This is a genomic window from Ardenticatenales bacterium (assembly GCA_020634515.1).
Classification (GTDB): Bacteria; Chloroflexota; Anaerolineae; order Promineifilales; family Promineifilaceae; genus JAGVTM01.
Window position 1 is genome coordinate 384,678 of sequence record JACKBL010000005.1, and the last position, 24,156, is coordinate 408,833.

11 protein-coding genes and 1 CRISPR repeat array (1 of these 12 cut by a window edge) are annotated in these 24,156 nt (G+C 54.8%); of the genes, 2 read left to right on the forward strand and 9 right to left on the reverse strand.

Going from position 1 to position 24,156, the window contains the following annotated elements:
- A CRISPR array of direct repeats spans positions 1-13,547; the repeat unit is 27 nt; unit sequence GTTTCAATCGCGGGGGCGATTCTGGGG (it extends 470 nt beyond the left edge of the window).
- Between the two features lie 347 nt (positions 13,548-13,894).
- The 6 genes from cas2 to cas6 all read right to left on the reverse strand — a co-directional run bounded on the left by cas2 (position 13,895) and on the right by cas6 (position 18,230).
- Complete coding sequence (gene cas2 / locus H6650_15650; GenBank protein ID MCB8953441.1) at positions 13,895-14,164, reverse strand: CRISPR-associated endonuclease Cas2; 270 nt, start codon at positions 14,162-14,164, stop codon at positions 13,895-13,897.
- A 505-nt stretch (positions 14,165-14,669) separates the two neighbouring features.
- Entirely contained in the window at positions 14,670-15,725 is a 1,056-nt protein-coding gene (cas1d, locus tag H6650_15655; GenBank protein MCB8953442.1) for a type I-D CRISPR-associated endonuclease Cas1, read from the reverse strand.
- Positions 15,726-15,800: 75 nt separating this feature from the next.
- A complete protein-coding gene (locus H6650_15660; GenBank protein MCB8953443.1) occupies positions 15,801-16,175 on the reverse strand; it encodes a hypothetical protein in 375 nt (124 codons plus the stop codon).
- Positions 16,176-16,278: 103 nt separating this feature from the next.
- Complete coding sequence (gene cas4 / locus H6650_15665; protein MCB8953444.1) at positions 16,279-16,860, reverse strand: CRISPR-associated protein Cas4; 582 nt, start codon at positions 16,858-16,860, stop codon at positions 16,279-16,281.
- An 85-nt stretch (positions 16,861-16,945) separates the two neighbouring features.
- The gene (locus H6650_15670) at positions 16,946-17,326 is read right to left on the reverse strand and encodes a four helix bundle protein (GenBank protein ID MCB8953445.1); all 381 of its coding nucleotides are present in this window, start codon (positions 17,324-17,326) and stop codon (positions 16,946-16,948) included.
- Positions 17,327-17,357: 31 nt separating this feature from the next.
- Positions 17,358-18,230 carry a CRISPR-associated endoribonuclease Cas6 gene (cas6, locus tag H6650_15675; protein ID MCB8953446.1) on the reverse strand — a complete coding sequence of 291 codons (873 nt, stop codon included), beginning with the start codon at positions 18,228-18,230 and terminating at the stop codon, positions 17,358-17,360.
- Positions 18,231-18,475: 245 nt separating this feature from the next.
- Here cas6 and H6650_15680 point away from each other — a divergent pair, with 245 nt between their 5' ends.
- A complete protein-coding gene (locus tag H6650_15680) occupies positions 18,476-18,715 on the forward strand; it encodes an AbrB/MazE/SpoVT family DNA-binding domain-containing protein (GenBank protein MCB8953447.1) in 240 nt (79 codons plus the stop codon).
- Entirely contained in the window at positions 18,706-19,164 is a 459-nt protein-coding gene (locus H6650_15685) for a PIN domain-containing protein (GenBank protein MCB8953448.1), read from the forward strand. Before H6650_15680 ends, H6650_15685 begins: the two co-directional genes overlap by 10 nt.
- Positions 19,165-19,218: 54 nt before the next feature.
- Here H6650_15685 and cas5d read toward each other — a convergent pair whose 3' ends face one another.
- The 3 genes from cas5d to cas10d are packed head-to-tail and all read right to left on the reverse strand — an operon-like array spanning position 19,219 to position 24,151.
- On the reverse strand, positions 19,219-19,899 hold the full coding sequence (gene cas5d, locus H6650_15690) for a type I-D CRISPR-associated protein Cas5/Csc1 (protein ID MCB8953449.1): 681 nt from the start codon (positions 19,897-19,899) through the stop codon (positions 19,219-19,221).
- Positions 19,900-19,912: 13 nt separating this feature from the next.
- Positions 19,913-20,920: a type I-D CRISPR-associated protein Cas7/Csc2 gene (cas7d, locus tag H6650_15695; GenBank protein MCB8953450.1), complete on the reverse strand. Its 1,008-nt coding sequence runs from the start codon at positions 20,918-20,920 to the stop codon at positions 19,913-19,915.
- Positions 20,921-20,932: 12 nt separating this feature from the next.
- Complete coding sequence (gene cas10d, locus H6650_15700) at positions 20,933-24,151, reverse strand: type I-D CRISPR-associated protein Cas10d/Csc3 (protein ID MCB8953451.1); 3,219 nt, start codon at positions 24,149-24,151, stop codon at positions 20,933-20,935.
- Positions 24,152-24,156 lie beyond the last annotated feature (5 nt).

Sequence of the window (24,156 nt, forward strand, 5' to 3'; positions counted from 1 at the left end):
AGCCACTTCCGTTATCATCTATCGTTTCAATCGCGGGGGGCGATTCTGGGGATTCATGCTACAAGGGACAGGAAATCCTGTCCGTCTACGACACCGTTTCAATCGCGGGGGCGATTCTGGGGATTCATGCAACAATTACCATCAAACAACCTTGGGGCATGGTTCATGTTTCAATCGCGGGGGCGATTCTGGGGATTCATGCGGCGAATCCGCCGAATGGTTGGGAAGTATAGCGCTTGTTTCAATCGCGGGGGCGATTCTGGGGATTCATGCCGGTGTGTTCTAATGCGCCTCAGTCTGGCAAATCGTTTCAATCGCGGGGGCGATTCTGGGGATTCATGCACAACCAACCCCGTAGGAATTGCGCTGCTGTCTGAAGTTTCAATCGCGGGGGCGATTCTGGGGATTCATGCAACACGTGCCGATGTTTTTATTGCCTTTAATTCGCGTTTCAATCGCGGGGGCGATTCTGGGGATTCATGCCAGCAGGCCGACAGAACTGATACAACGCCTGCTAGTTTCAATCGCGGGGGCGATTCTGGGGATTCATGCCCATTGGTCGCCGCCGCGCCCAGGTCTAGTACCGCAGTTTCAATCGCGGGGGGCGATTCTGGGGATTCATGCATGCGCTTATCCTGCTATCCTCCGCCGGCAAAAGCTGGTTTCAATCGCGGGGGGCGATTCTGGGGATTCATGCATTGTCTTTTTGATGGCTTTGGCGGGTGCGTCTCCAGTTTCAATCGCGGGGGCGATTCTGGGGATTCATGCAGATGGCGGCGTTGTCGTCAATCGTGCCGCCTAGCGTTTCAATCGCGGGGGCGATTCTGGGGATTCATGCACACCGACGATAATCCGCTGCATCTCCGGCACGGTCATGTTTCAATCGCGGGGGCGATTCTGGGGATTCATGCTAGAGGTTGCCATCTGGTCCGATAGCCAGCGCATTGTTTCAATCGCGGGGGCGATTCTGGGGATTCATGCCGGGACAAACCCCTCGCGCCTATTCCAAATACTCGTTTCAATCGCGGGGGCGATTCTGGGGATTCATGCCCATGGAAGGATTATGCAACAGAAGAGTTCTATGTCGGTTTCAATCGCGGGGGCGATTCTGGGGATTCATGCGGTCTGCCGGCTGCCGCGAGCGCCCTATGTTTCGGGTTTCAATCGCGGGGGGCGATTCTGGGGATTCATGCTAACCGCGCTGCTGTTGCCTATGCCAAATTCGCCCAAGTTTCAATCGCGGGGGCGATTCTGGGGATTCATGCCTGTCAACAGCTGCGAGGGGGGCTGGTGAGCGACGCTGGTTTCAATCGCGGGGGCGATTCTGGGGATTCATGCTTGGCGCGGTGGGTATCGTGGTATGAGGCAATAGAGGTTTCAATCGCGGGGGCGATTCTGGGGATTCATGCGCGCGCCATCAGTGATGCGGCGCGCCGCAATCGCATGTTTCAATCGCGGGGGCGATTCTGGGGATTCATGCAAAGAGCAAGAGGCGTATCTCAAGGAGCAAGCAAAGTTTCAATCGCGGGGGCGATTCTGGGGGATTCATGCTTGGATTCCCTGGGCAGCACATGGTATCGTGTGCCGTTTCAATCGCGGGGGCGATTCTGGGGGATTCATGCTGGCAGCGTCGAGGCGGGGAATGCGGCGCTGAGCCTGTTTCAATCGCGGGGGCGATTCTGGGGATTCATGCTTCTTCCACGTCCTGGTATGGGGGCTGATTCCCAATGTTTCAATCGCGGGGCGATTCTGGGGATTCATGCAACAACAGAAGATGAATGGAGCCTAATTCCCGAAGAGTTTCAATCGCGGGGGGCGATTCTGGGGATTCATGCCGTGCTCATGTCGCGCCTGCTGGCGCAGCTTACCGTTTCAATCGCGGGGGCGATTCTGGGGATTCATGCCCAGGAATGCCGTTTGCGGGCTGGTATAGCTGCGGCCTGTTTCAATCGCGGGGGCGATTCTGGGGGATTCATGCTTTGTTGGTAGTCTCTGAGTGTGACGGTCATTGGAGTTTCAATCGCGGGGGCGATTCTGGGGATTCATGCAAATCAGTATGGAAATCCGTCAGGATTCCGTCACGTTTCAATCGCGGGGGGGGCGATTCTGGGGATTCATGCTTGTTCGTGTTACCTGATGCTCGTAATGAGCCTGGTGTTTCAATCGCGGGGGCGATTCTGGGGGATTCATGCGACCTATCCTTTGCTCCTTTTGTACGTCAGGTGGAAGTTTCAATCGCGGGGGCGATTCTGGGGATTCATGCGAATGGCAACGAGGATTGGCAAGAAGAGCTGCTATCGTTTCAATCGCGGGGGCGATTCTGGGGATTCATGCCCCGTTGCCCCGTCTTGGTGTGGTTTGACATAGCCAACGTTTCAATCGCGGGGGCGATTCTGGGGATTCATGCGAATCAAAGAGAAAAAAATGAATGCGAATTTAACAGTTTCAATCGCGGGGGCGATTCTGGGGATTCATGCGGCTTTCCGCCGTTTTGTGGCTTGCTGGCAGGCCGTGTTTCAATCGCGGGGGCGATTCTGGGGATTCATGCTTGAGGAAGTCAACCAGCACACAACAGGAGAGAGTGGTTTCAATCGCGGGGGCGATTCTGGGGATTCATGCCCCCACTCTCGTTGAAGTTCATTGACAATTGTTTTGGTTTCAATCGCGGGGGGCGATTCTGGGGATTCATGCGCCGTTGCCCACAGTAGCCACTGATGGCTAGTTTGTTTCAATCGCGGGGGCGATTCTGGGGATTCATGCCTTGTCGTGGTTTGTGGCTTCCGTCCCCGGATGCCAGTTTCAATCGCATGGGGGCGATTCTGGGGATTCATGCCAACAGGAGAATCAAAAATGTTCACGGTAGGTCAGTTTCAATCGCGGGGGCGATTCTGGGGATTCATGCACCACAATAATCCTCTACAAAAAGTATGCCAGGGTGTTTCAATCGCGGGGGCGATTCTGGGGATTCATGCGCGCACTCCGCCGCGTTTCTGTGCCATTGCGCGTCGTTTCAATCGCGGGGGCGATTCTGGGGATTCATGCTAGAAGTAGTGGGTATGCGGGTAGAGCGAGTGCAGGTTTCAATCGCGGGGGCGATTCTGGGGATTCATGCCATGACGAAACTCGTTTCTTGACGCCAGACCAGTTATGTTTCAATCGCGGGGGCGATTCTGGGGATTCATGCATGGACAAAATGTTTCAGAGGCAGGACTTCTAGCTGTTTCAATCGCGGGGCGATTCTGGGGATTCATGCATCCCAATGCCCTCGTTTGTATTTCTCCATGTAATAATGTTTCAATCGCGGGGGCGATTCTGGGGATTCATGCCTTTGTCATTTATTGACATTCAAGATGACCCAAATGGTGGTGTTTCAATCGCGGGGCGATTCTGGGGATTCATGCCACGGCACTGTACATCGCAGATCAAACAGCTGCCACGTTTCAATCGCGGGGGGCGATTCTGGGGATTCATGCGAGGCGCAATCGTCACCCGCAGCAGGCCGTTGACAGTTTCAATCGCGGGGGCGATTCTGGGGGATTCATGCGAAGGAAATTCGACAGCCGGGGTATCAAAATCGCCAGTTTCAATCGCGGGGGCGATTCTGGGGATTCATGCTTTATACCAATTTTATTGTTTGTCAAGAATAATACAGTTTCAATCGCGGGGGCGATTCTGGGGATTCATGCAGCGTGAGAAGTGTGCAATCGATTTCCTCGTGGTGTTTCAATCGCGGGGGGCGATTCTGGGGATTCATGCATCAATTGAAATCATGTTAAAAATTGTAATAGTTGTTTCAATCGCGGGGGCGATTCTGGGGATTCATGCAGGAAATCAAGAAAATTGTGGCGGATTTACCAGAGTTTCAATCGCGGGGGCGATTCTGGGGATTCATGCCGATAATAATCCACCCCATTATAATGCCAACCATGGAAGTTTCAATCGCGGGGGCGATTCTGGGGATTCATGCTTGGTAAGAGTGGGCCTTCATTTGGAGCCCTTTCGGTTTCAATCGCGGGGGGCGATTCTGGGGATTCATGCATCCGGCACCCCACTCGTATCCGCATCAATGTCAATGTTTCAATCGCGGGGGCGATTCTGGGGATTCATGCACCTAACGGGCAAGTCTTCAAATCGAAGACAAGAAAAGTTTCAATCGCGGGGGCGATTCTGGGGATTCATGCGCCGCCAGTAGGGGACCAACACCCTTGACGGTTGTGTTTCAATCGCGGGGGCGATTCTGGGGATTCATGCCAAACTCATTTGCCTCGGCAACCATCGTCTCTACGTTTCAATCGCGGGGGCGATTCTGGGGATTCATGCACGGCCACGTCCTCCTTGCGATCACCTCTCGTGATTAGGTCTCTACGTTTCAGTCGCGGGGGCGATTCTGGGGATTCATGCGTGGACGTGGGTGGGACTCCACGAATTTTTATGTTTCAATCGCGGGGGCGATTCTGGGGATTCATGCTTCACGCATGGAACGCCCTGGCTCAATTCGAGCAAGTTTCAATCGCGGGGGCGATTCTGGGGATTCATGCGGCGAAGATGCCGGCATTGTGGCGGCGATTTGTATGGTTTCAATCGCGGGGGCGATTCTGGGGATTCATGCCTACTCGTACACCCCGACATGCGGCCAGACCTGCTGTTTCAATCGCGGGGGCGATTCTGGGGGATTCATGCATATTACCGACTCAGGAAAACTGATAGCGGCCCGTTTCAATCGCGGGGGCGATTCTGGGGATTCATGCCCTTCTAATTTCCTGGTGGCGAGACTCGACACCAACGTTTCAATCGCGGGGGCGATTCTGGGGATTCATGCTTTTATCCACAAAGTTTCTGAATCAGCTTCTATCAAGTTTCAATCGCGGGGGCGATTCTGGGGATTCATGCAACAACCAACAAGGCAGCAGCAAATTTGACAAATTCAAGTTTCAATCGCGGGGGCGATTCTGGGGATTCATGCTGTTGGCGGTCATAGCTGCTGGTGACGGCATGGGAAAGTTTCAATCGCGGGGGCGATTCTGGGAGATTCATGCCGTCCATCAAGAATCCCCCTCATTGCAAGGGGGCGGTTTCAATCGCGGGGGCGATTCTGGGGATTCATGCCCTGCATGATCGTGATCTGTTTGGTGAAAAAGGGCCAGTTTCAATCGCGGGGGATTCTGGGGATTCATGCTTTTTCGGTGGGAGGTAATCGTGTTTCCCTGGCCAGTTTCAATCGCGGGGGCGATTCTGGGGATTCATGCCGGAACCAATTCCTGTGACCAAGGTCCGCTCGCCTCTGTTTCAATCGCGGGGGCGATTCTGGGGATTCATGCCATCCACGGCTCCCGCGCTCCGAAAAGAGCAAGCATGTTTCAATCGCGGGGGCGATTCTGGGGATTCATGCTCTCAAAATAGTCGCGTTGGATTTGTTTCGGGGGGTTTCAATCGCGGGGGGCGATTCTGGGGATTCATGCTTGAAAATTAAGCAGTCTATTGGTCTTCAGGTAGACGTTTCAATCGCGGGGGGCGATTCTGGGGATTCATGCCCTCCCTTGCGGAGGTGGATGTTTTAGACATTCTAGTTTCAATCGCGGGGGCGATTCTGGGGGATTCATGCGAACGAGCCTGTACTATCCTCTGGCACATTGCGCCGGTTTCAATCGCGGGGGGCGATTCTGGGGGATTCATGCGGCAATTTCATACCTGAAGTGCTTGCAGCGCGGATGGTTTCAATCGCGGGGCGATTCTGGGGATTCATGCATGCCCATGCCTCATTACATTGACGAGTTGATAAAGTTTCAATCGCGGGGGCGATTCTGGGGATTCATGCCTGGTGATGTCATTGCCTATACGCACATCCCGATAGTTTCAATCGCGGGGGCGATTCTGGGGATTCATGCTATCCGCGTGCCAGGCCAGCGCCAGCAAAATTTTGGTTTCAATCGCGGGGGCGATTCTGGGGATTCATGCAGCGGACGCGACCGGATTCTGTTGGCGGCGGTTCTGTTTCAATCGCGGGGGCGATTCTGGGGATTCATGCGGGATACGAGAGTTTGCCAACACAATGGCAGGTCGTGGTTTCAATCGCGGGGGCGATTCTGGGGATTCATGCGGCGCGTGGCGCGGCGTCCTGGGGCTAGAACCACTGGTTTCAATCGCGGGGGCGATTCTGGGGATTCATGCATCACCGCCGCGGACAAAAAGGCAAATGATGGGACGGTTTCAATCGCGGGGGCGATTCTGGGGGATTCATGCGTGGAATGGGATGGCCCCCGCCGGCGACATTGATTGTGTTTCAATCGCGGGGGCGATTCTGGGGATTCATGCATTCGCGTCATCGCCACTGCCGGCCCTTTTATAATAGTTTCAATCGCGGGGGCGATTCTGGGGGATTCATGCGCCGGCATGGACCGCTATGATTTGCTGCTGGGATACGTTTCAATCGCGGGGGCGATTCTGGGGATTCATGCGGCGTCGCACGGCACCAGGGCTGTGCCGACGTTCTGGTTTCAATCGCGGGGGGCGATTCTGGGGATTCATGCGAAGATGCCTCCATTCGTGTCCAGATATAGGGGCCGTTTCAATCGCGGGGGGCGATTCTGGGGATTCATGCCTGATTCGGCATAAAGAATGGCATTGGAACTGTCACGTTTCAATCGCGGGGGCGATTCTGGGGATTCATGCGCGCAGCAGACGGGCGGCGCGGCCACGGCGGGCGGGTTTCAATCGCGGGGGCGATTCTGGGGATTCATGCCCACGGGCAATGCCGGCAGTGGGTCCATCTGGTTCCAGTTTCAATCGCGGGGGCGATTCTGGGGATTCATGCATAGGCCACATCGCCGGCAATCATCTGGTTGTGCTTGTTTCAATCGCGGGGGGCGATTCTGGGGATTCATGCTCCGCGTCTTCAGCGGATGCTTTCAATACGTTGCGGTTTCAATCGCGGGGGCGATTCTGGGGATTCATGCACCGCGCTAGAAGATACTCATTGACCTGTTGCCTGTTTCAATCGCGGGGGGGCGATTCTGGGGATTCATGCCTACCAGAAGTACCTGGTGGAACGATTATCAGAAGTTTCAATCGCGGGGGCGATTCTGGGATTCATGCTCCGTTGCACGGACAGCGGATTTGTCGTTTTCAAGTTTCAATCGCGGGGGCGATTCTGGGGATTCATGCTCCATCAAGCTCTTTACTTCCTGATTCCAAAATCTCGTTTCAATCGCGGGGGGCGATTCTGGGGATTCATGCTTGTGCTCAATTTCGGTGCTATCGCCGCCTACGTGGTTTCAATCGCGGGGGCGATTCTGGGGATTCATGCCGTATTCCACGACGGCAGCAGCTATTGGCTGGCTGTTTCAATCGCGGGGGCGATTCTGGGGATTCATGCCGGCGGCAGTCATACCAGCATAAAGACGCTAGATGAAGTTTCAATCGCGGGGGCGATTCTGGGGATTCATGCGACGAGCGTAGAACAAAAGGAGGGGCGAATGACAATGTTTCAATCGCGGGGGGCGATTCTGGGGATTCATGCCATCGTTGGTCGGTGTCTACGCCGGGGATGACACGGTTTCAATCGCGGGGGCGATTCTGGGGATTCATGCCACGGAATTAAATTAGCAATTGAATCAAGTCGTGGTGTTTCAATCGCGGGGGGCGATTCTGGGGATTCATGCTTAACCAATCTGTTATGGCAACAGATGATTGGATGGGTTTCAATCGCGGGGGGGCGATTCTGGGGATTCATGCTTTCGTCGCGTCCTAAGACGCGACAAAAATGAGTTTCAATCGCGGGGGCGATTCTGGGGATTCATGCCTGTATAGTGCGTTATGAGTAGTGGTCGCGCATGTGTTTCAATCGCGGGGGCGATTCTGGGGATTCATGCGATGTTCGCCTTCTCGCACTGACGCGGCGCCCACCTGTTTCAATCGCGGGGGCGATTCTGGGGATTCATGCGTGCCCGCAGTGCTGCGCATAGCCCGCCCCGAATTCGTTTCAATCGCGGGGGCGATTCTGGGGATTCATGCGCAGAAATGTTTGATTATCTGAATGTAAATTACGGTTTCAATCGCGGGGGGCGATTCTGGGGATTCATGCCGGAGAGTTTCGTATTGGGGAGATGAAACATTGACAAGTTTCAATCGCGGGGGCGATTCTGGGGATTCATGCTTCCAGGGTGAAACTGGTACGCCGCCAGCCCCTGGTTTCAATCGCGGGGGCGATTCTGGGGATTCATGCGTACGGCGCGGCAATTATCCAGCGTATCCAGCGTGTTTCAATCGCGGGGGCGATTCTGGGGATTCATGCTGACGCAAACAAAGCGTTTGACACCGCTGTACTTGAGGGTTTCAATCGCGGGGGGCGATTCTGGGGATTCATGCCAGAACCGCTATTTTAAGGCGATTGATTATTGCTTAGTTTCAATCGCGGGGGGGCGATTCTGGGGATTCATGCGCGGTTTCTACCGCGCCGTACTTTTCTGGATTCATGTTTCAATCGCGGGGGCGATTCTGGGGATTCATGCGGTTGTGTCGCCCGTCTGGTCTGCGGCGTGATTGACGTTTCAATCGCGGGGGCGATTCTGGGGATTCATGCCCCGCTTCCCAGAATGGGTCATAAATATCTCCCCTGTTTCAATCGCGGGGGCGATTCTGGGGATTCATGCCCCACGTGAAGATGCCTTCATCATGGAAGGCTCGTGTTTCAATCGCGGGGGCGATTCTGGGGATTCATGCCATGGGGAACGGTAGCCTGATGACGCACGTAACCAGTTTCAATCGCGGGGGCGATTCTGGGGATTCATGCCGCCAAAGACTTCCCGCTCTATGCCCGATTGCCCAGTTTCAATCGCGGGGGCGATTCTGGGGATTCATGCAAAACGGGCGGGTGTATCGTCTATCTGATGGTAAATGTTTCAATCGCGGGGGCGATTCTGGGGATTCATGCGCGACCATTCCCTCTGCGATAGATGGCAAAATGCTGTTTCAATCGCGGGGGCGATTCTGGGGATTCATGCGTGCCGTCCTGAAGCGTGACAAGTACCGTTGTACCGTTTCAATCGCGGGGCGATTCTGGGGATTCATGCTCGTTTCCCTCCTGTACCCCTGGTCGGACCCTGCAGTTTCAATCGCGGGGGCGATTCTGGGGATTCATGCCGGGGAAAACACCCTGCCCTATAGCAACCAGCGGTGTTTCAATCGCGGGGGCGATTCTGGGGATTCATGCGCTGGATTTATTCAGTACAACCGGACGGGCCTGTATGTTTCAATCGCGGGGGCGATTCTGGGGATTCATGCAGTACAAGTGACAACCAGCGGATTGCTAAATCTCAAGTTTCAATCGCGGGGGCGATTCTGGGGATTCATGCCACCACAAACGAGAAGTTGCCGGCAACAGTCGCGTAGTTTCAATCGCGGGGGCGATTCTGGGGATTCATGCCACATGTACCGCTCCCGCGCTGATGACGGCGCGGACAGGTTTCAATCGCGGGGGCGATTCTGGGGATTCATGCTTTCGCGTCACGCAGTACGGCAATGGACAACGCCGTTTCAATCGCGGGGGCGATTCTGGGGATTCATGCATAAGAGCAAAGGCAACTAGCGGCAGGGAAGCAGCAGGTTTCAATCGCGGGGGCGATTCTGGGGATTCATGCATCACGCGGCCACTGTCTGAGTTACGCCAAAAGTGTTTCAATCGCGGGGGCGATTCTGGGGGATTCATGCAACAAACGAAAACACGCCGAAAAAACTGACTCAAAGTTTCAATCGCGGGGGCGATTCTGGGGATTCATGCCTGTGCCACAATTTTACCTTGCCGCAATTGTGCCAGTTTCAATCGCGGGGGCGATTCTGGGGATTCATGCGGGCGGCTGTCTGACGGGGCGTTTCGGCTATGTATTGTTTCAATCGCGGGGGGCGATTCTGGGGGATTCATGCTGAATAATGTTAAATAGTCAAGTTTATTGGTATAGTTTCAATCGCGGGGCGATTCTGGGGATTCATGCTTTCTCCTGCTGATTGCAGGGATAGAAGAAGCTCGCGTTTCAATCGCGGGGGCGATTCTGGGGATTCATGCCCGGATAGCTGCCGGCACATCTGGGCGCAGTAGAGTTTCAATCGCGGGGGGCGATTCTGGGGATTCATGCCGGGCAGGCCTGGCAGGTGGGGTGGAATGCGGTCGTGTTTCAATCGCGGGGGCGATTCTGGGGATTCATGCTTGTAGCTGATGGCGCTGGCTTCCGTATCGCGATAGTTTCAATCGCGGGGGCGATTCTGGGGATTCATGCCACTTCCGCCCCCGCCGACATCGTGCAAGCGTGCAAAGTTTCAATCGCGGGGGCGATTCTGGGGATTCATGCTTGAAAATGCGGACCTTGCCCTGATGTGCGTACCAGGTTTCAATCGCGGGGGGCGATTCTGGGGATTCATGCGTCCCAAGCAGCGAAGTTGTTGGAAAAATTTGCAGTTGGGTTTCAATCGCGGGGGCGATTCTGGGGATTCATGCCCAAGTAAGGCCGTCGCCCAGACGGTGGGGAGGTTGCTATGATAGTTTCAATCGCGGGGGCGATTCTGGGGGATTCATGCCGTTTGCCTACCCCAATTCCGACAGGGGCAGTTCTTGTTTCAATCGCGGGGGCGATTCTGGGGATTCATGCACGTAACACGGACAGTTGTTTTCAGGCAATCGGCGAGTTTCAATCGCGGGGGCGATTCTGGGGATTCATGCTTTCCGATTTGCTCGTGGCGGCTATCGGATGCATCGTTTCAATCGCGGGGGCGATTCTGGGGATTCATGCCCCTATGTCTACGCTGTCTGAGACTTCGTTTCCAGTTTCAATCGCGGGGGGCGATTCTGGGGATTCATGCCCCCAGCAGGTGGCGGAAGGGGGATGAGGAGAGGTTTCAATCGCGGGGGCGATTCTGGGATTCATGCCGCCTGGCTTGGCGCGTGGATGGCGCGTACTTGCAGTTTCAATCGCGGGGGCGATTCTGGGGATTCATGCCATGCGCGGAGTGTTGGGCGATATTGGGATTGGCAAGTTTCAATCGCGGGGGCGATTCTGGGGATTCATGCATTCCGGCGCGGTAAGCTATACCGTCACCCTTCACGGCCGGTTTCAATCGCGGGGGGCGATTCTGGGGATTCATGCGCGCATCTTACACGCGCAAGGAGATGGGATTATGGTTTCAATCGCGGGGGCGATTCTGGGGGATTCATGCCACCATTGATGACGAACAGGCGGCGTCATGGTATGGTTTCAATCGCGGGGGCGATTCTGGGGATTCATGCGTGCGTGACGGCCCCCGCGAGCGTGGCTGCTCCCGTGTTTCAATCGCGGGGGCGATTCTGGGGATTCATGCAACATTAAGGGATTGGAGACCACACTTACATTTTACGTTTCAATCGCGGGGGCGATTCTGGGGATTCATGCCCGCCCGAAAAGGTGGCGAGGATGGTGCGGATGGCTTGTTTCAATCGCGGGGGCGATTCTGGGATTCATGCCCGCCGATTGACGGCGTGAATGAGGAGATATGAATGTTTCAATCGCGGGGGGCGATTCTCTGGGGATTCATGCCATTGTCAACAACATGGCAACGGTTGTCAATACAGTTTCAATCGCGGGGGCGATTCTGGGATTCATGCTCGCCGTGATGGGCGGCGTGTTTAAACAGGCGTTTGTTTCAATCGCGGGGGCGATTCTGGGGATTCATGCTCTACTCAGAAAGCCCAGCTATGTGCAAATAATGGTTTCAATCGCGGGGGGCGATTCTGGGGATTCATGCACCTTTCTTGGCAACCTGCCAATGATGAGACCTGGATGTTTCAATCGCGGGGGCGATTCTGGGGATTCATGCTGATGGGCGTGCTGGCGTCTCCTTTGTTAAAGCGAATGTTTCAATCGCGGGGGCGATTCTGGGGATTCATGCGTCGTCAAGGGCCTTGTTACGGCAATCTCATGATGGTTTCAATCGCGGGGGGCGATTCTGGGGATTCATGCCAGATACGGGCGAGGTGAAATCGTTGACGACAAATAAGTTTCAATCGCGGGGGCGATTCTGGGGGATTCATGCGTCTCTTGCATGGTCTTTTCGTAGTAGACGAAGTAGTTTCAATCGCGGGGGCGATTCTGGGGATTCATGCGCAGGCTTCCGCCTGCTTGTTCCATCAGAAACGCGGGTTTCAATCGCGGGGGCGATTCTGGGGATTCATGCGCCGATCTCGCTCCCTTTGGGCAGCACCTGGCGGCTGTTTCAATCGCGGGGGCGATTCTGGGGATTCATGCGTCGCGGGTGATTCCATGACGCCATGGTCGTTTTAGAGTTTCAATCGCGGGGGCGATTCTGGGGATTCATGCGCGCCGCCCGTACTGTCATATAGCACGACGGCAACGTGTTTCAATCGCGGGGGGCGATTCTGGGGATTCATGCGTCATCCGTTTCCTGAAATACATCAAGAGTTGGAGAGTTTCAATCGCGGGGGCGATTCTGGGGATTCATGCTCAGAACTACTGACCATCACAGATTCGCTGCTGGTTTCAATCGCGGGGGCGATTCTGGGGGATTCATGCATACCTTTAATCGTGACGTGATAACACGTCACAAGTTTCAATCGCGGGGGCGATTCTGGGGGATTCATGCCAGTCATGATTCACAGTACTATGAGCCTGTTTGGGAAGTTTCAATCGCGGGGGCGATTCTGGGGATTCATGCGCAGGCGAACCGGCGTTTGACGCTGGTAAGAGATACGGTTTCAATCGCGGGGGCGATTCTGGGGATTCATGCTGTGGGCGCATATCTGAAAATTACAACGGGGAAAATGTTTCAATCGCGCGGGGGCGATTCTGGGGATTCATGCGAGCAGCGGCCCTTCCATCGCCAGACCGCTTAGGGTGGTTTCAATCGCGGGGGCGATTCTGGGGATTCATGCCGACGCTGTACGTCTGTATGCTTTCGTCGATGCGCCCGTTTCAATCGCGGGGGCGATTCTGGGGATTCATGCCCCGAAAGGGCAAGGAGAAAATCATGAGAAACTGGCGTTTCAATCGCGGGGGGCGATTCTGGGGATTCATGCCAAATTAGGCTCATCGGCACGACCAACAGCGGCGGGTTTCAATCGCGGGGGCGATTCTGGGGGATTCATGCCTGCCATGATGCCCCTTACGGGTCTAGTTCCTGGTTTCAATCGCGGGGGCGATTCTGGGGATTCATGCAATCAGAATCAGATCGCCCGCCGCCGCCAACTTTTTGTTTCAATCGCGGGGGCGATTCTGGGGATTCATGCCCGCCCTCTGTAATGGCGACAATCTCACCAATGAGGTTTCAATCGCGGGGGCGATTCTGGGGATTCATGCCGACCCCGGCTATTGCCGGTGGGTGGCCCAGAACACCGTTTCAATCGCGGGGGCGATTCTGGGGGATTCATGCGGCGGAAGGGGGATAGGAGATGGCGATGAAAGTGCAGTTTCAATCGCGGGGGGCGATTCTGGGGATTCATGCAAATGGGGTAATTGGCGATGATATGTTTAGTGCGGTGGTTTCAATCGCGGGGGCGATTCTGGGATTTCATGCCCCCCACTCGATATACAAGATGTGTCCCACTGAGTGTGTCTGATTGGCAAGGAATTGCAAAGTATGTTACAGGGAATGGCATTTTGGGGCAAGTTTTTGATGGGTTTGTCCCACCGGGTAGGCAGGCGCGAGCGGGGGGGGATGTGTGGTTGTTTTGTTAGTCCGGGGTATTTGGTTGTTAAGGTTCCGCCCTTTCTATTTATGGAAGGGGCTGGGCCGCGAGCGGGTCCGGTTGTTAGGGGCGGCGCTGAGGCGCTCGCGGGTGAAGGGAGGGATGTATGAGGGTGTTGTTTCGTGAACGGGTAGGCGGTATGTGGTGGGTGATTTGGACGATGTTTTCCCTTCAGAACAAGTATACCTTATTTTCGGCGGGGGGGGGACTGCCAATGGTTGTTGTTTTGGCCTGGCAGGTTTGGCATATGTGGTAGATGCGGACGTTGTCTTGGTCTGGTTTGAGGATTTGGTCAAGTTGGTGACGCAGGGTGATGAGTTCTTTGTCGTTGAGGAAGCATTCGAACATGCTGAATTGGGTCCATTGGCCGTAGCCACAAAGGATTTTGTGGACTTTGGTACGGCGGCGGTCGTTGGGGATGTCGTAAGCGATCAGGTACATGGGAGGTGTTGTGAGGTATGAGGTATGAGGTATGAGGTATGAGGTATGAGGTGTGAGGTATGAGGTGTGAGGTGTGAGGTGTGAGGTGTGAGGTGTGAGGTATGAGGGTGAGGGGGGAGGGGGGAGGGGGGAGGGGGGAGGGGGGATCGGGGAGGCTGCTGGGGCGAGGCGTTATCGGAGTTCTGGCGTCAATGGTTATTTTTGTGGCATATGCTTTGTTGAGTAGGCTGTTCGTGCGAGGGGTTAGCGGAGTTCTGATCGCGTGCCACGCGGGAGACGGATGCGGGGTTAGATAGCTCTCTGTAGCATTGTCTGCAGTGGGCGGTTCTGATCGCGTGCCACGCGGGAGACGGATGCGGGGGGCGGTCCGTGCCAAATGTGTCTGTCAGCGTCGCCAGGTTCTGATCGCATGCCATGCAGGAGACGGATGGGGAGGACCAGGTATGCAGCAGGAACTTCGTCTTCATACCTCACACTTCATACCTCATACTTCATACCTCATACTTTATCTGACGGTGAAGGGGGGGTAGGCGGGAATTTCTTGTTGGAGGGTTTTGGCGAGGAGGCGGGCTTGGAGTTCGAGGCCGCGGCGGTAGGTGGTTTTGTAGTTGAAGGTGGGATGGGTGATGGTTTCGTCGAAGCGGGCTTCGAGGCGGGTGAGGAAGGTGCGGCGTCCGTGGTCGCGGAGGCGGTAGGCGCCAAACTCTTCGATGAAGTCTTTGGGCTGGATGGCTTTGGTGTTGAAGAGGGTGAGGACGACGGAATCGACGATGAGGGGGCGGAACTCTTCCATGAGGTCGAGGGCGAGGGCGGGTTTGCCGTATTGGCTGCTGTGGAGGTAGCCGATGTAGGGGTCGAGGCCGACGGTGCAGATGGCGGATGTGACCTGGTGGAGGAGGATGGTGTAGCCATAGCTGAGGAGGGCGTTGACGGGGTCGCGGGGGGGGCGGCGGGTGCGTCCGCGGAAGAGTTCGGGGGTGTTGAGGAGGTGGGCGAAGCTGTTGAAGTAGAGGGCGGTGGCCTGGCCTTCGTAGCCTTGTAGTTGACCGTAGGCGGAGTTGGCCTGGGGTTGGGCGGGATCGGGCATGTGGGGGTCGGGGGGGAGTTGGGTGACGGTTTGCATGATTTGTTTCATGCCGGCAGCGGCCTGGGCGAGGTCGGGGTGTTGGCGTTTGCGGTTGGCGCGGAGGAGCATGGTGCGCATGTTGTGGATTTTGCCGTGGATGAAGGCCTGGACGAAGTGATGACTGCGGTGGGGGTCGGTGTGGGCGTGGCTTTGGGCGAGGCGGAGTTGGCCGTTTTTGCTGAAGGCGGGGGTGAGGTGTCCCTGGAAGCGGCCATATTGGTTGAGGAAGGTGATTTCGGCGTGTTGTTCCATGAGGGCGGCGATGGCGGGGCTGGTGAGGGTGGTGTTGCCCTGGACGACGACGCGTTCGACTTTGCGCAAGGGAACGCGAATTTTGCTTTTGGGTTTGTCATCGGTGGCGGGCAGGTGGACGATGAGGGTATCGCCTTCTTTTTTGACGAGGCTTTGGGGTTGGGTGAGGTAGAGGGTTGCCATTTGTAGTTCCATGGTTATCAAGGTAGGAGGTAGGAGGTAGGAGGTATGAGGTATGAGTGAGGTATGGGGTATGAGTCAAGGAGTAGGGGAGAGGAAGGGGTGGAGGTTTTGCCAGAAGTGGGGGGTAGTGTGGATGCCGGTGAAGTTCATGTCGAGGCGTCCGCTGATTTCCCAGCCTTCGTGGGTGAGTTGGTTGAGGATGAGGTCGAGGGTGGGTTGGTCGAGGGCCTGGTGTTCCTGGGGGATGGTGGGGCGCAGGGGGTCGGGGTCGCCGTCGCGGGGTTGGTCGTAGACCCAGGCGATGGGAAGGAGACAGCAGTCGCCCTGGCGGGTGAGGAGGAGGCTGATGAGGCAGCCTTGCTGGTCGGTTTGCAGGTCGAGGAGGCGGGGGCGTGCGCCACGCCAGTGGTAGATGGGGATGAGGGCGGTGGGAAGGTTTTGGAGGTTCATAATGGAAGGTATGAGGTATGAGGTGTGAGGTATGAGGTGTGAGGTATGAGGTGTGAGGTATGAGGTATGAGGTATGAGGGATTCATACCCCATACCTCATACTTCATACTTTGTTTAGTTGTTGGACTTCGTGGGGGAGGCAGATGGGTTGGAGGGAGCAGTGTTTGCATTTGCGGGGATCGGAGGTGGGGAGGGGTGTTTGGTTGGTTTGGAGGAGGGCGCGGGCTTGTTGGATGGCGGTTTCGGTTTGTTGGCGGAGGGTGGGGGTGAAGGGAACGGTGATGCGGCGGCGGGAGCGGTAGTAGAAGATTTCGCCGTGGGGGATGGTGGTGTTGAGCATTTCTTCGAGGCAGAGGGCCTGGGCGCAGAGTTGGATTTGGTCGTTGTCCCATTGTCCTTTTTGGCCGTGTTTGTATTCGACGGGGATGGGTTGGTTGGTGTGGGGGGTGTGTTCGATGAAGTCGGCGATGCCGGCAATTTCTAATCGCTCGGACCAGACCCAAACACGGCGGTGGATGGCGCGACCCTGGTCGTCGGTTTCCTGACCGGGCTGGTCGGCGCGGGTTTGGTGCTGGTATATGCCTTCGAGCATGGGGGCGTTGATGGCGATTTCGCCCTGGACGTACATGTACCAGAAGCGACGAGGGCAATAGGTGAGTTGGTTGAGGTAAGAGAGGGGGAGCATGATGTATGAGGTAGGAGGTATGAGGTATGAGGTAGGAGGTAGGAGGTAGGAGGTAGGAGGTATGAGGGTGTTCATACTTCATACCTCATACTTCATACCTTTCCTTTTTCCTTTTTTTGACGATGGTGGTGAGGAGGGCGATGAGTTGGTTGGTTTCATCTTGGAGAGGGGCTAGTTTGTCTGGGGAGAAGATGCCGGCATCCGCCAGCAATTCCAGCCAGTAGCCACTTTCATCGAGTTCTTGAAGACAAATTCCCAGTTTGGCGACGTATTCGCCGGCGGAGCGGGCGCGATAGGCTTCGCGGTAATTTGCGCCAATAGATGTGCCGGAACGCAATAACTGACGGCCAATGACGTCGGCTTCAGTTGTCGCAGGCAGACTACCATAAAGCCGTATAATCCTCAGCGCGTACTGCTTCGTCCGCTCTCGCAACGCCTCCGTCAACGAAGTTCTTGGCTCACTCATACCTCATACCTCATACCTCGCACTTCATACCTCATACCTCATACCTCCTTACCACCTGCCCCATGCCCATTGTTGTTTTGTAGCCGATGCCGGTGTAGAAGGCGAGGTCAGCAAGGCGGTTGAGGTGGCGGATGAAGGCGGGTTCGTTTTTTTCTTTGATCTCGAAGGTGACTGTGCCGGCAAAACCGACCTGCTTCCTATCGCGTCCAAAATCATACATATGGGTGGCGATTTCGTGTCGGGCGACGACGACGCATTCATTGGCAAAGGCGCGGGCGGCTTCCATGGTGTCATTTTCGGTGTAGTGGTCCCAGTAGCGGGCCAGTTCGCCGAAGACGAAGTAGGGGTCTGGTAGGACGTGCATGGCGCGAAAGGCGCGCCCGCGACGGCTAAAGGCGGTGGGGGAGCAGAAGTCCAGGGTGATGAAGCGGTCGGCGGGCGTGAGGGGTTTCTCGGACCAGTGGGAGAAGAGGTGTTCGAAGCTGTTGTAGCCGGCCTGGGGATGACTGCCTGGGCTGCTGAGGATTTCGTTGATGTGGAAGGGGATTTGCCGCAGGTTGATGGTGGCCGGCTGCGCAGGTTGGAGGAAGTTTTGGATGAAGGTGTGGAACAGGTGGGCGTCGAGCAGGGTGATGCGCAGCCATCCTTCCTGGCCTGCTTTGAAGCGCAGTTGTCCATTTCGGCCATGGCCAAAGCCTTGTAGGGGGGAGATGGTGAAGGGTTTGCGTTTGGCGTCGGCGTGGAGGTCGTGGGCGAGGTCAGGGTCGGCGTGGCGGAGGATATTGAGGAAGGCGCCGTGGGCGAGGTGGCCTTGTGTGGCGCGGAGGGTGGTGGAAATGCCGGCACTCAAGCGAATCACTAACGCATAAAGGTCAGGCGCGGCAATGGAAGATGGTGAATGCATGATTAGTACCTTATCAGTGAAGTTCTTGTACAGAAGGTAAGAAAATCATCAAAGTGGGGCAGAACCTTTTTGGTTGTGGCTAGTCCATATTAGGAAAGTGCCTCGTGGTGAATTTGACATACATCTGGTGAGTTTGTGTGATGAATTAGATTTTTACAAGACAATTCGGTAAAATGCTTTGTATTGACGGAAGTGTTTATTTAGATTGGTTCATTCTTGGAGAATGAACCAATTACGAGAGGTGCATGATGACGGTTGTTGCGGCAAAAGTAAGTACCCGGTATCAGGTGGTTATTCCCAAAGAGGTGCGAGAGTTGTTGCATATCCAACCGGAAGACACGGTTTTGTTTCTGATTGATGGCGAGCAGGTCTATCTGCGGCCACGGCCACGAAGTTTTACGGAGATGTTGCGCGGTCTGCATCGGCAGGTTTGGGCGGATGATGCGGCGGCATGGTTGGAAGAGGAACGGGCGGCATGGGAGTAGCGGAATTGCAGGAGGCGATTCGGGGACGCCGCCTGGTGTTGCTGGACACCATGGTGTGGATTTATCTGTTGGATGCTCATCCGCGCTATGCTGATCTGGCGGCCGTGGTGTTGCGTGGGGTGGAGGAGGGGGGGAATGCCGGCATCATCAGCAGCATCACGTTGGCGGAACTGTTGACGGCTCCGGCCAGAGCAGGGGACGAACGAGCGCTGCGCGACTACGAACTGTATCTGGCACATTTTCCGAACCTTACTATCGCGCCTTGCGACGCCGCCACTGCCCGGCAAGCGGCGCGAGTACGGGCGCAAACCGGGCTGCGGCTGCCAGACGCGATTGTGTTGGCGACAGGCCATCTTGCCGGCGCGGACGTGGTGGTGAGCAATGACAAGCGGTGGGAAGGGAAAACGGGAGACATGGCTTTTTTGCTGCTGGAGACGTTCCTCGAATAGGCGCACCGCGTTACCTGTCCGATTCTTGGAGAATACAAAGCGCATACAAACCTATCACGAGCGCATACTCTCTGGGAATACATAAGATAGACCCACGGGAAAAACGTATTTGCCCCTTTCTGTCTCAGCAAACCACCATTTGCTTGTAAGTCGTACATGATCTAGTAGGCTACCTGGTGGCATTGATATCAGATCGAACGTAGTTAGCCGCTCAATTGGTAAATCCAGTGGATTCATTGGCAGGCTGGCTTCTAATGATTCCTCCTCCCTTTGACTTGCTTCTGCGACTTCCCACTCAATCCGAGCCTTACTACGCCACAATCCCAGGCGAATCCAATTCGGCAAAGTCAACTCTTCCCGGGCTGAAAGCACGGCAAACAGAAACCGACTCTCGACAGCAAGTTCTTTGGCGCGGCCAAATGATGGCGTATTCAATCTGCCTTTTTCCATCTCCACATGATAAAGGTTATTGGCGTATTTGAAGGTGTTTAAGACATAGGAAACGGCTATACCCCGTGCTGGAGTAACGTAAATGCCACGCGCATTCAAAGGCGTTAATTGCTCGGCATAGCGTGGCACTTGCTCTCTGTGAAAATAGGGCGCTACCGCCAGTTCTAAGGCATAGGTAAGCGCATAGTTATGCAAATAGCGCCCTGTTTCATACAGACGGCCGATTTCCCGGGTCGCATAGAATAAATTCTCATGCAAGGTCAGCGTTCCCAGGTAAACGTGCATCCGCAACCTCCTGTCATTTCCGCGATGATTTGATATACGTCTCGTAATACCGGGAACTGTCCGCAAAAGCTGTTTGCAACAATTGTCGCATGGAATTAGCATCGGACAGCCGCCCGGTAAACGTCGCCAACCAATTTGTCAGAGCTTCTCCAGTCAGAAGTTGATCAAGGGTTACGCCATCTTCTTGCAACAGCGTGGGAATCAACGATACTGCTTTTTCTCTGGCAAGGGACACATTCACCGGGGCGGGCGGCTGAATCGCATCAACCATCTGGTCATGGAGCTTCTGGCAGAACTTGAGATTGGAGAAGATCTCGCCGTCGGTCAGGGCTATTGCCAGGATATGGTTGGCAATCCCACCGGTGCGCGTGGTTTGCGCGCCATAATGTTTGGTGCGAATGACGTTGTTAACGACGTACTCAAAAAGAGCGACCGTAGCATCACGAATGGTGATAACCGTAGGAAACAAGACCTGTGGTTTTACGTGATCTGCTTCGTTAATGCGGCTAGTAACCTGTCCCGCCCGGCTCATCGTGCCGCCTTCATACGGCGCGTTAAGGGTGAAAGATTCATGGGATGAAGCGTAATCAGTCAGGCTATAGGCCGTGTCGGTAATAACTTTGGACTTTTCCGAGCCGGAATCGCCAATGGCAAAGCCGTAAGTAATACAGTCGGGGCACTGATTACAGAATTGGACGTTGTAATCACAAATGAGACGTCCGTTTCCATCCATGCCCGCTTTTTTCTTCTCGTCATATGGTTCGCTGCTGAGAAACTCGTAACGGCGTAGTAGTTCTCGACCGGTCAAGCGTTCCGGGGTTGTTTGCTTCCGCTTGAAAATGGTGAGACGGGTCATCGGTTTGGGGTCAACCAGCCCGCTGCTGACGCGAGCCGTATTCAGTTCGCCATCCGTTTGGAAAATGGCGTAGGACGTCGTTTCACGCAGCACAATGATGTGTGCATAATGGCCAGATGGCTTACTAGGGACAGCTTTGGGGAACCAATCGGTATTCAGGGTCATGTTATCCTCCGTTTATGATTCGTTATTATCGTTGTCATCTTCTGGCTGGGCGTTCCGTTCTTGCCAATACGCGGCTTCCGCATCCAGATAGATGATCTCGCAAGTGTTTTTGAGTAGATTTAACTGCTTGCCTCGCAAGGCGGCCATGTCAGCGCCCAAAACGTCAAAATAGATCGTGCCGACGAAGTAGTCAGCAAAAGCTTGCATGGCGGCAAAACGGCGGTTCATTGCTTCGGCCGGGGTTTCGTCCCCGATTCGTCGGGACAAATGCCCATCAGCACTACCGCTAATAACCCGATCCATAAAACCGCGCACTTCGCCATAAACGACCTCAGTAAGGCTTTCTTGGTCCCCAAACAGCCTGGGATCAGCATCCAAGATAGCCCTGGACGCTACGGTAATGGGACGCAAATAGCTATTGGAATTGCGCCGTTTGTGCCGATAAAACTGCCGGTATAGCTCCGTCAGGTGACGAGCATGGGACATACGAACACCTCCTTGATGGGGAAATAATTCATCGAGAACTTCGATGTATTGTTGATACAAACGCGCATGGCCATAGGGAATGGACTCCTTTCCCTCAGTACGCTGCCACTTTTTCAGATAGGCTGCGGCCCACAGGCTGTTACTGGAGAGGCTGCGGGCCAGCGGTGGGATAGCGTGCCAGCGATATTCACCCTTACTGAGCCGGGCATTGCCATCTAGATGAATCATGTAGGTGACAATCAAACCACGTAATCGCAGCAGTAAACGGTCCAAAGGTAAGCGACCATATCCCACCACATCATTCACATAATGGTGGGGCGCGTCAAAAAAAACAGTCTCGTCTAGTTCATCCGCTTCATGCAGCAAGGGAATGGGTGATTCGGTCGTTACCACTTTCACATCCAGAACCAAAGGCAAAATCAGCGCCAGAAAAGCAGGATTGATCCACGCTTCAGCATCTTTGGCATTACGACCAGGGGGGATACCGAGGAAGAAGAGGGAGATGGGGTCATTCTCGGGAAAGTGTAGCCGGAACAGGCGGTCCTCTTGCGGCGGTTCAGGTGTTAGCATGAATTCCTGCAATCTTTGCAGCGTAGCAACATCCAACTTTATTCCATCCCTATCTTCCGTCAGCAATGCTTTGCGAATAGACGAAAAACTGAGATTTTTGAGGGTGTGATAAAGGTAATTGACTTGCACAGCCGTTTCTGGTGTAAAGAAATAGGCTGGATAGAAGTACAGATAGCGGAATTTGCGCCCCTCAAAACGACCGCCAATGGAACCGCCACGATTCATCAGAATTTGCCGCAGCATCATTTCCATTTCGCACAATTGACAGATGTTGCGAATGGCTTTTGTGCTATGCAAGGGCTGTTTGTTTGTATAAACCTGCGGAGCAAACAAAATACCGGGTTCGCGCTGCGGGTTAATCGTGAAAGCGGAAGAACATAGCGAGCAAACGGTTGTTGCCTTGCGCCCTTTACGTTTCGCGCTCTGGTAGCGCAGTAGTTCGGCCTCGACAAGTTGATTGATATTGGTTTGCGCGGTATCCGCCGGACCAAAAGTGAGGGTTTGAGCGATGTAGTCGCGCAAATCATCCCACCCATCCGGTTGCGAACCGTTTTGTTGTTCGTTCTGAGCTTGTTCAACTCCCCCGGCTAACGATTCGGCCAACTTCTCCAACAAGGTTCGCCATTGCCGTGGGTCGCGGCCCCGTCCTTTATGTTGCGTGTAATAGGCAGCTGCGTAATACCAATGGTAGGGCGTGCCGCCAGTATTGGGAGCGTTTTGCAGAGCAACAAAGGTCGGCTGGATAGCAGCGATGTCTAAAGCTCTAAGCAGGATATCGGCAGCATTCAGGTCCGAAACAGCTGTTTGCGCAAGATTGGTGACAAAAGCGGCAAACTCAGCCAGTTGATCCACACGGGGGTCATTGCCGTCCAATTCATCCAAATTGAGGGGGACGTCAAGCCAACCTTTGCTGGTAATCTTTTCCAACCGCTGACTAAATACGGCTTTCTTTGTTTCCGGAATTTGCTTAAAGACGGCTCTGGCGGTCAGGCGAATCTGGTCGGGAATGGACAGGTGCAAATCATAATAGGGTGCGGCTTTTAATCCTTTGCCTGCTCGTGAAAAGCCAACAAATTGTGTTTTCAATCGCTTACCGCAAGCATCTCGGATGCGTTGAATCGTTGCTTCGGCTACGTCGCTTGCCTCAGGAAAGGGGGGAATGGGGTGTTTTGCCAGATACACGGCACCGCTTGGTGCGTAAAGCAGCGGCACGCAATGTTCTGTTTGCAGCGCGGACATGGCCGCATTGTGGATGAAGTTAGTGAGTACGCCCCGGTTTTCGCTGGTGTGGTGATAGAGCAGGCGGGCGTCACCGCCGCTGAGGTTGTGAATCCGGTCTATAATTGAGTTGTGTGTTGCCAGGGCAATGGGGGTTTTGGCAATGTAGGCCAGGTAATCAGCCAACGTACAGAGGTCGGCGGCAAGTTCACGGGAACGGCCGTTTAATCGCACTTTGGGCAAGGCGCTCAGGTTTAACATGGTTCCCCAACGGCGTTGTGTATTCACGGCCAGGTAGATGATGTCATGCAGCCAGGTTTCCAACCCACCAATGGGTTCCAGAAATTTATCAAGGCCCAGGCGAGTGCCCCATTCACGGAAAATGTCCTCAAATGCCGGCAGATGTAAAGCTGGATTGGCGCTATCATGGCTGAGACCGCGCGCCGCCAATTCGGTTTGCATCTCCGGCAACTTGACCCAGTCGTGCATGGTGAAACCCGCGCAGAAGAGGTAATAAGTTGGTTCATCCCAGGCAAAAAAGCGGGGAGCATTCCATGCATTAAGCAAACGGGCCACATTGGCGGCGGGAAGCAACCCGTTGACCAGGTGGGCGCGCAGGCTCTGATCATGTCGATAGCGCGAGACTTCCTCTTCGCTTTTCCCCTCCGCCAGCCGCGCCGTAATGAATTCCTCACCTCCCTTCGCTGTCTTCAAGGCTAGATATTCTGATAGCTGTGGCGCAACGTGCGTTACGTAATCTTGCAGAACTCTGTCGTCAGGTGATGTTTTGAACACTGCCTGCCGCAACAGCCAGGAAAACAGAGGTTCTTCCGCTAAAGCAGGGTCAGTTTTCGTTTCAGTTATCTCTTCTTCATCATCAATGTCGTCTTCCAGTTCGTCATCCTGACTGGGCGGAAGATCAACAATAACGGAACCCGGTGTGCGTCTTTTGGGCATATCGT

Coding starts and splice junctions, on each gene's coding strand:
- cas6 (MCB8953446.1), bottom strand. CDS start 18,230: ATGCATTCACCATCTTCCATTGCCGCGCCTGACCTTTATGCGTTAGTG.
- cas2 (MCB8953441.1), bottom strand. CDS start 14,164: ATGTACCTGATCGCTTACGACATCCCCAACGACCGCCGCCGTACCAAA.
- H6650_15670 (MCB8953445.1), bottom strand. CDS start 17,326: ATGAGTGAGCCAAGAACTTCGTTGACGGAGGCGTTGCGAGAGCGGACG.
- H6650_15685 (MCB8953448.1), top strand. CDS start 18,706: ATGGGAGTAGCGGAATTGCAGGAGGCGATTCGGGGACGCCGCCTGGTG.
- H6650_15680 (MCB8953447.1), top strand. CDS start 18,476: ATGATGACGGTTGTTGCGGCAAAAGTAAGTACCCGGTATCAGGTGGTT.
- cas7d (MCB8953450.1), bottom strand. CDS start 20,920: ATGACCCTGAATACCGATTGGTTCCCCAAAGCTGTCCCTAGTAAGCCA.
- cas1d (MCB8953442.1), bottom strand. CDS start 15,725: ATGGCAACCCTCTACCTCACCCAACCCCAAAGCCTCGTCAAAAAAGAA.
- H6650_15660 (MCB8953443.1), bottom strand. CDS start 16,175: ATGAACCTCCAAAACCTTCCCACCGCCCTCATCCCCATCTACCACTGG.
- cas10d (MCB8953451.1), bottom strand. CDS start 24,151: ATGCCCAAAAGACGCACACCGGGTTCCGTTATTGTTGATCTTCCGCCC.
- cas4 (MCB8953444.1), bottom strand. CDS start 16,860: ATGCTCCCCCTCTCTTACCTCAACCAACTCACCTATTGCCCTCGTCGC.
- cas5d (MCB8953449.1), bottom strand. CDS start 19,899: ATGCACGTTTACCTGGGAACGCTGACCTTGCATGAGAATTTATTCTAT.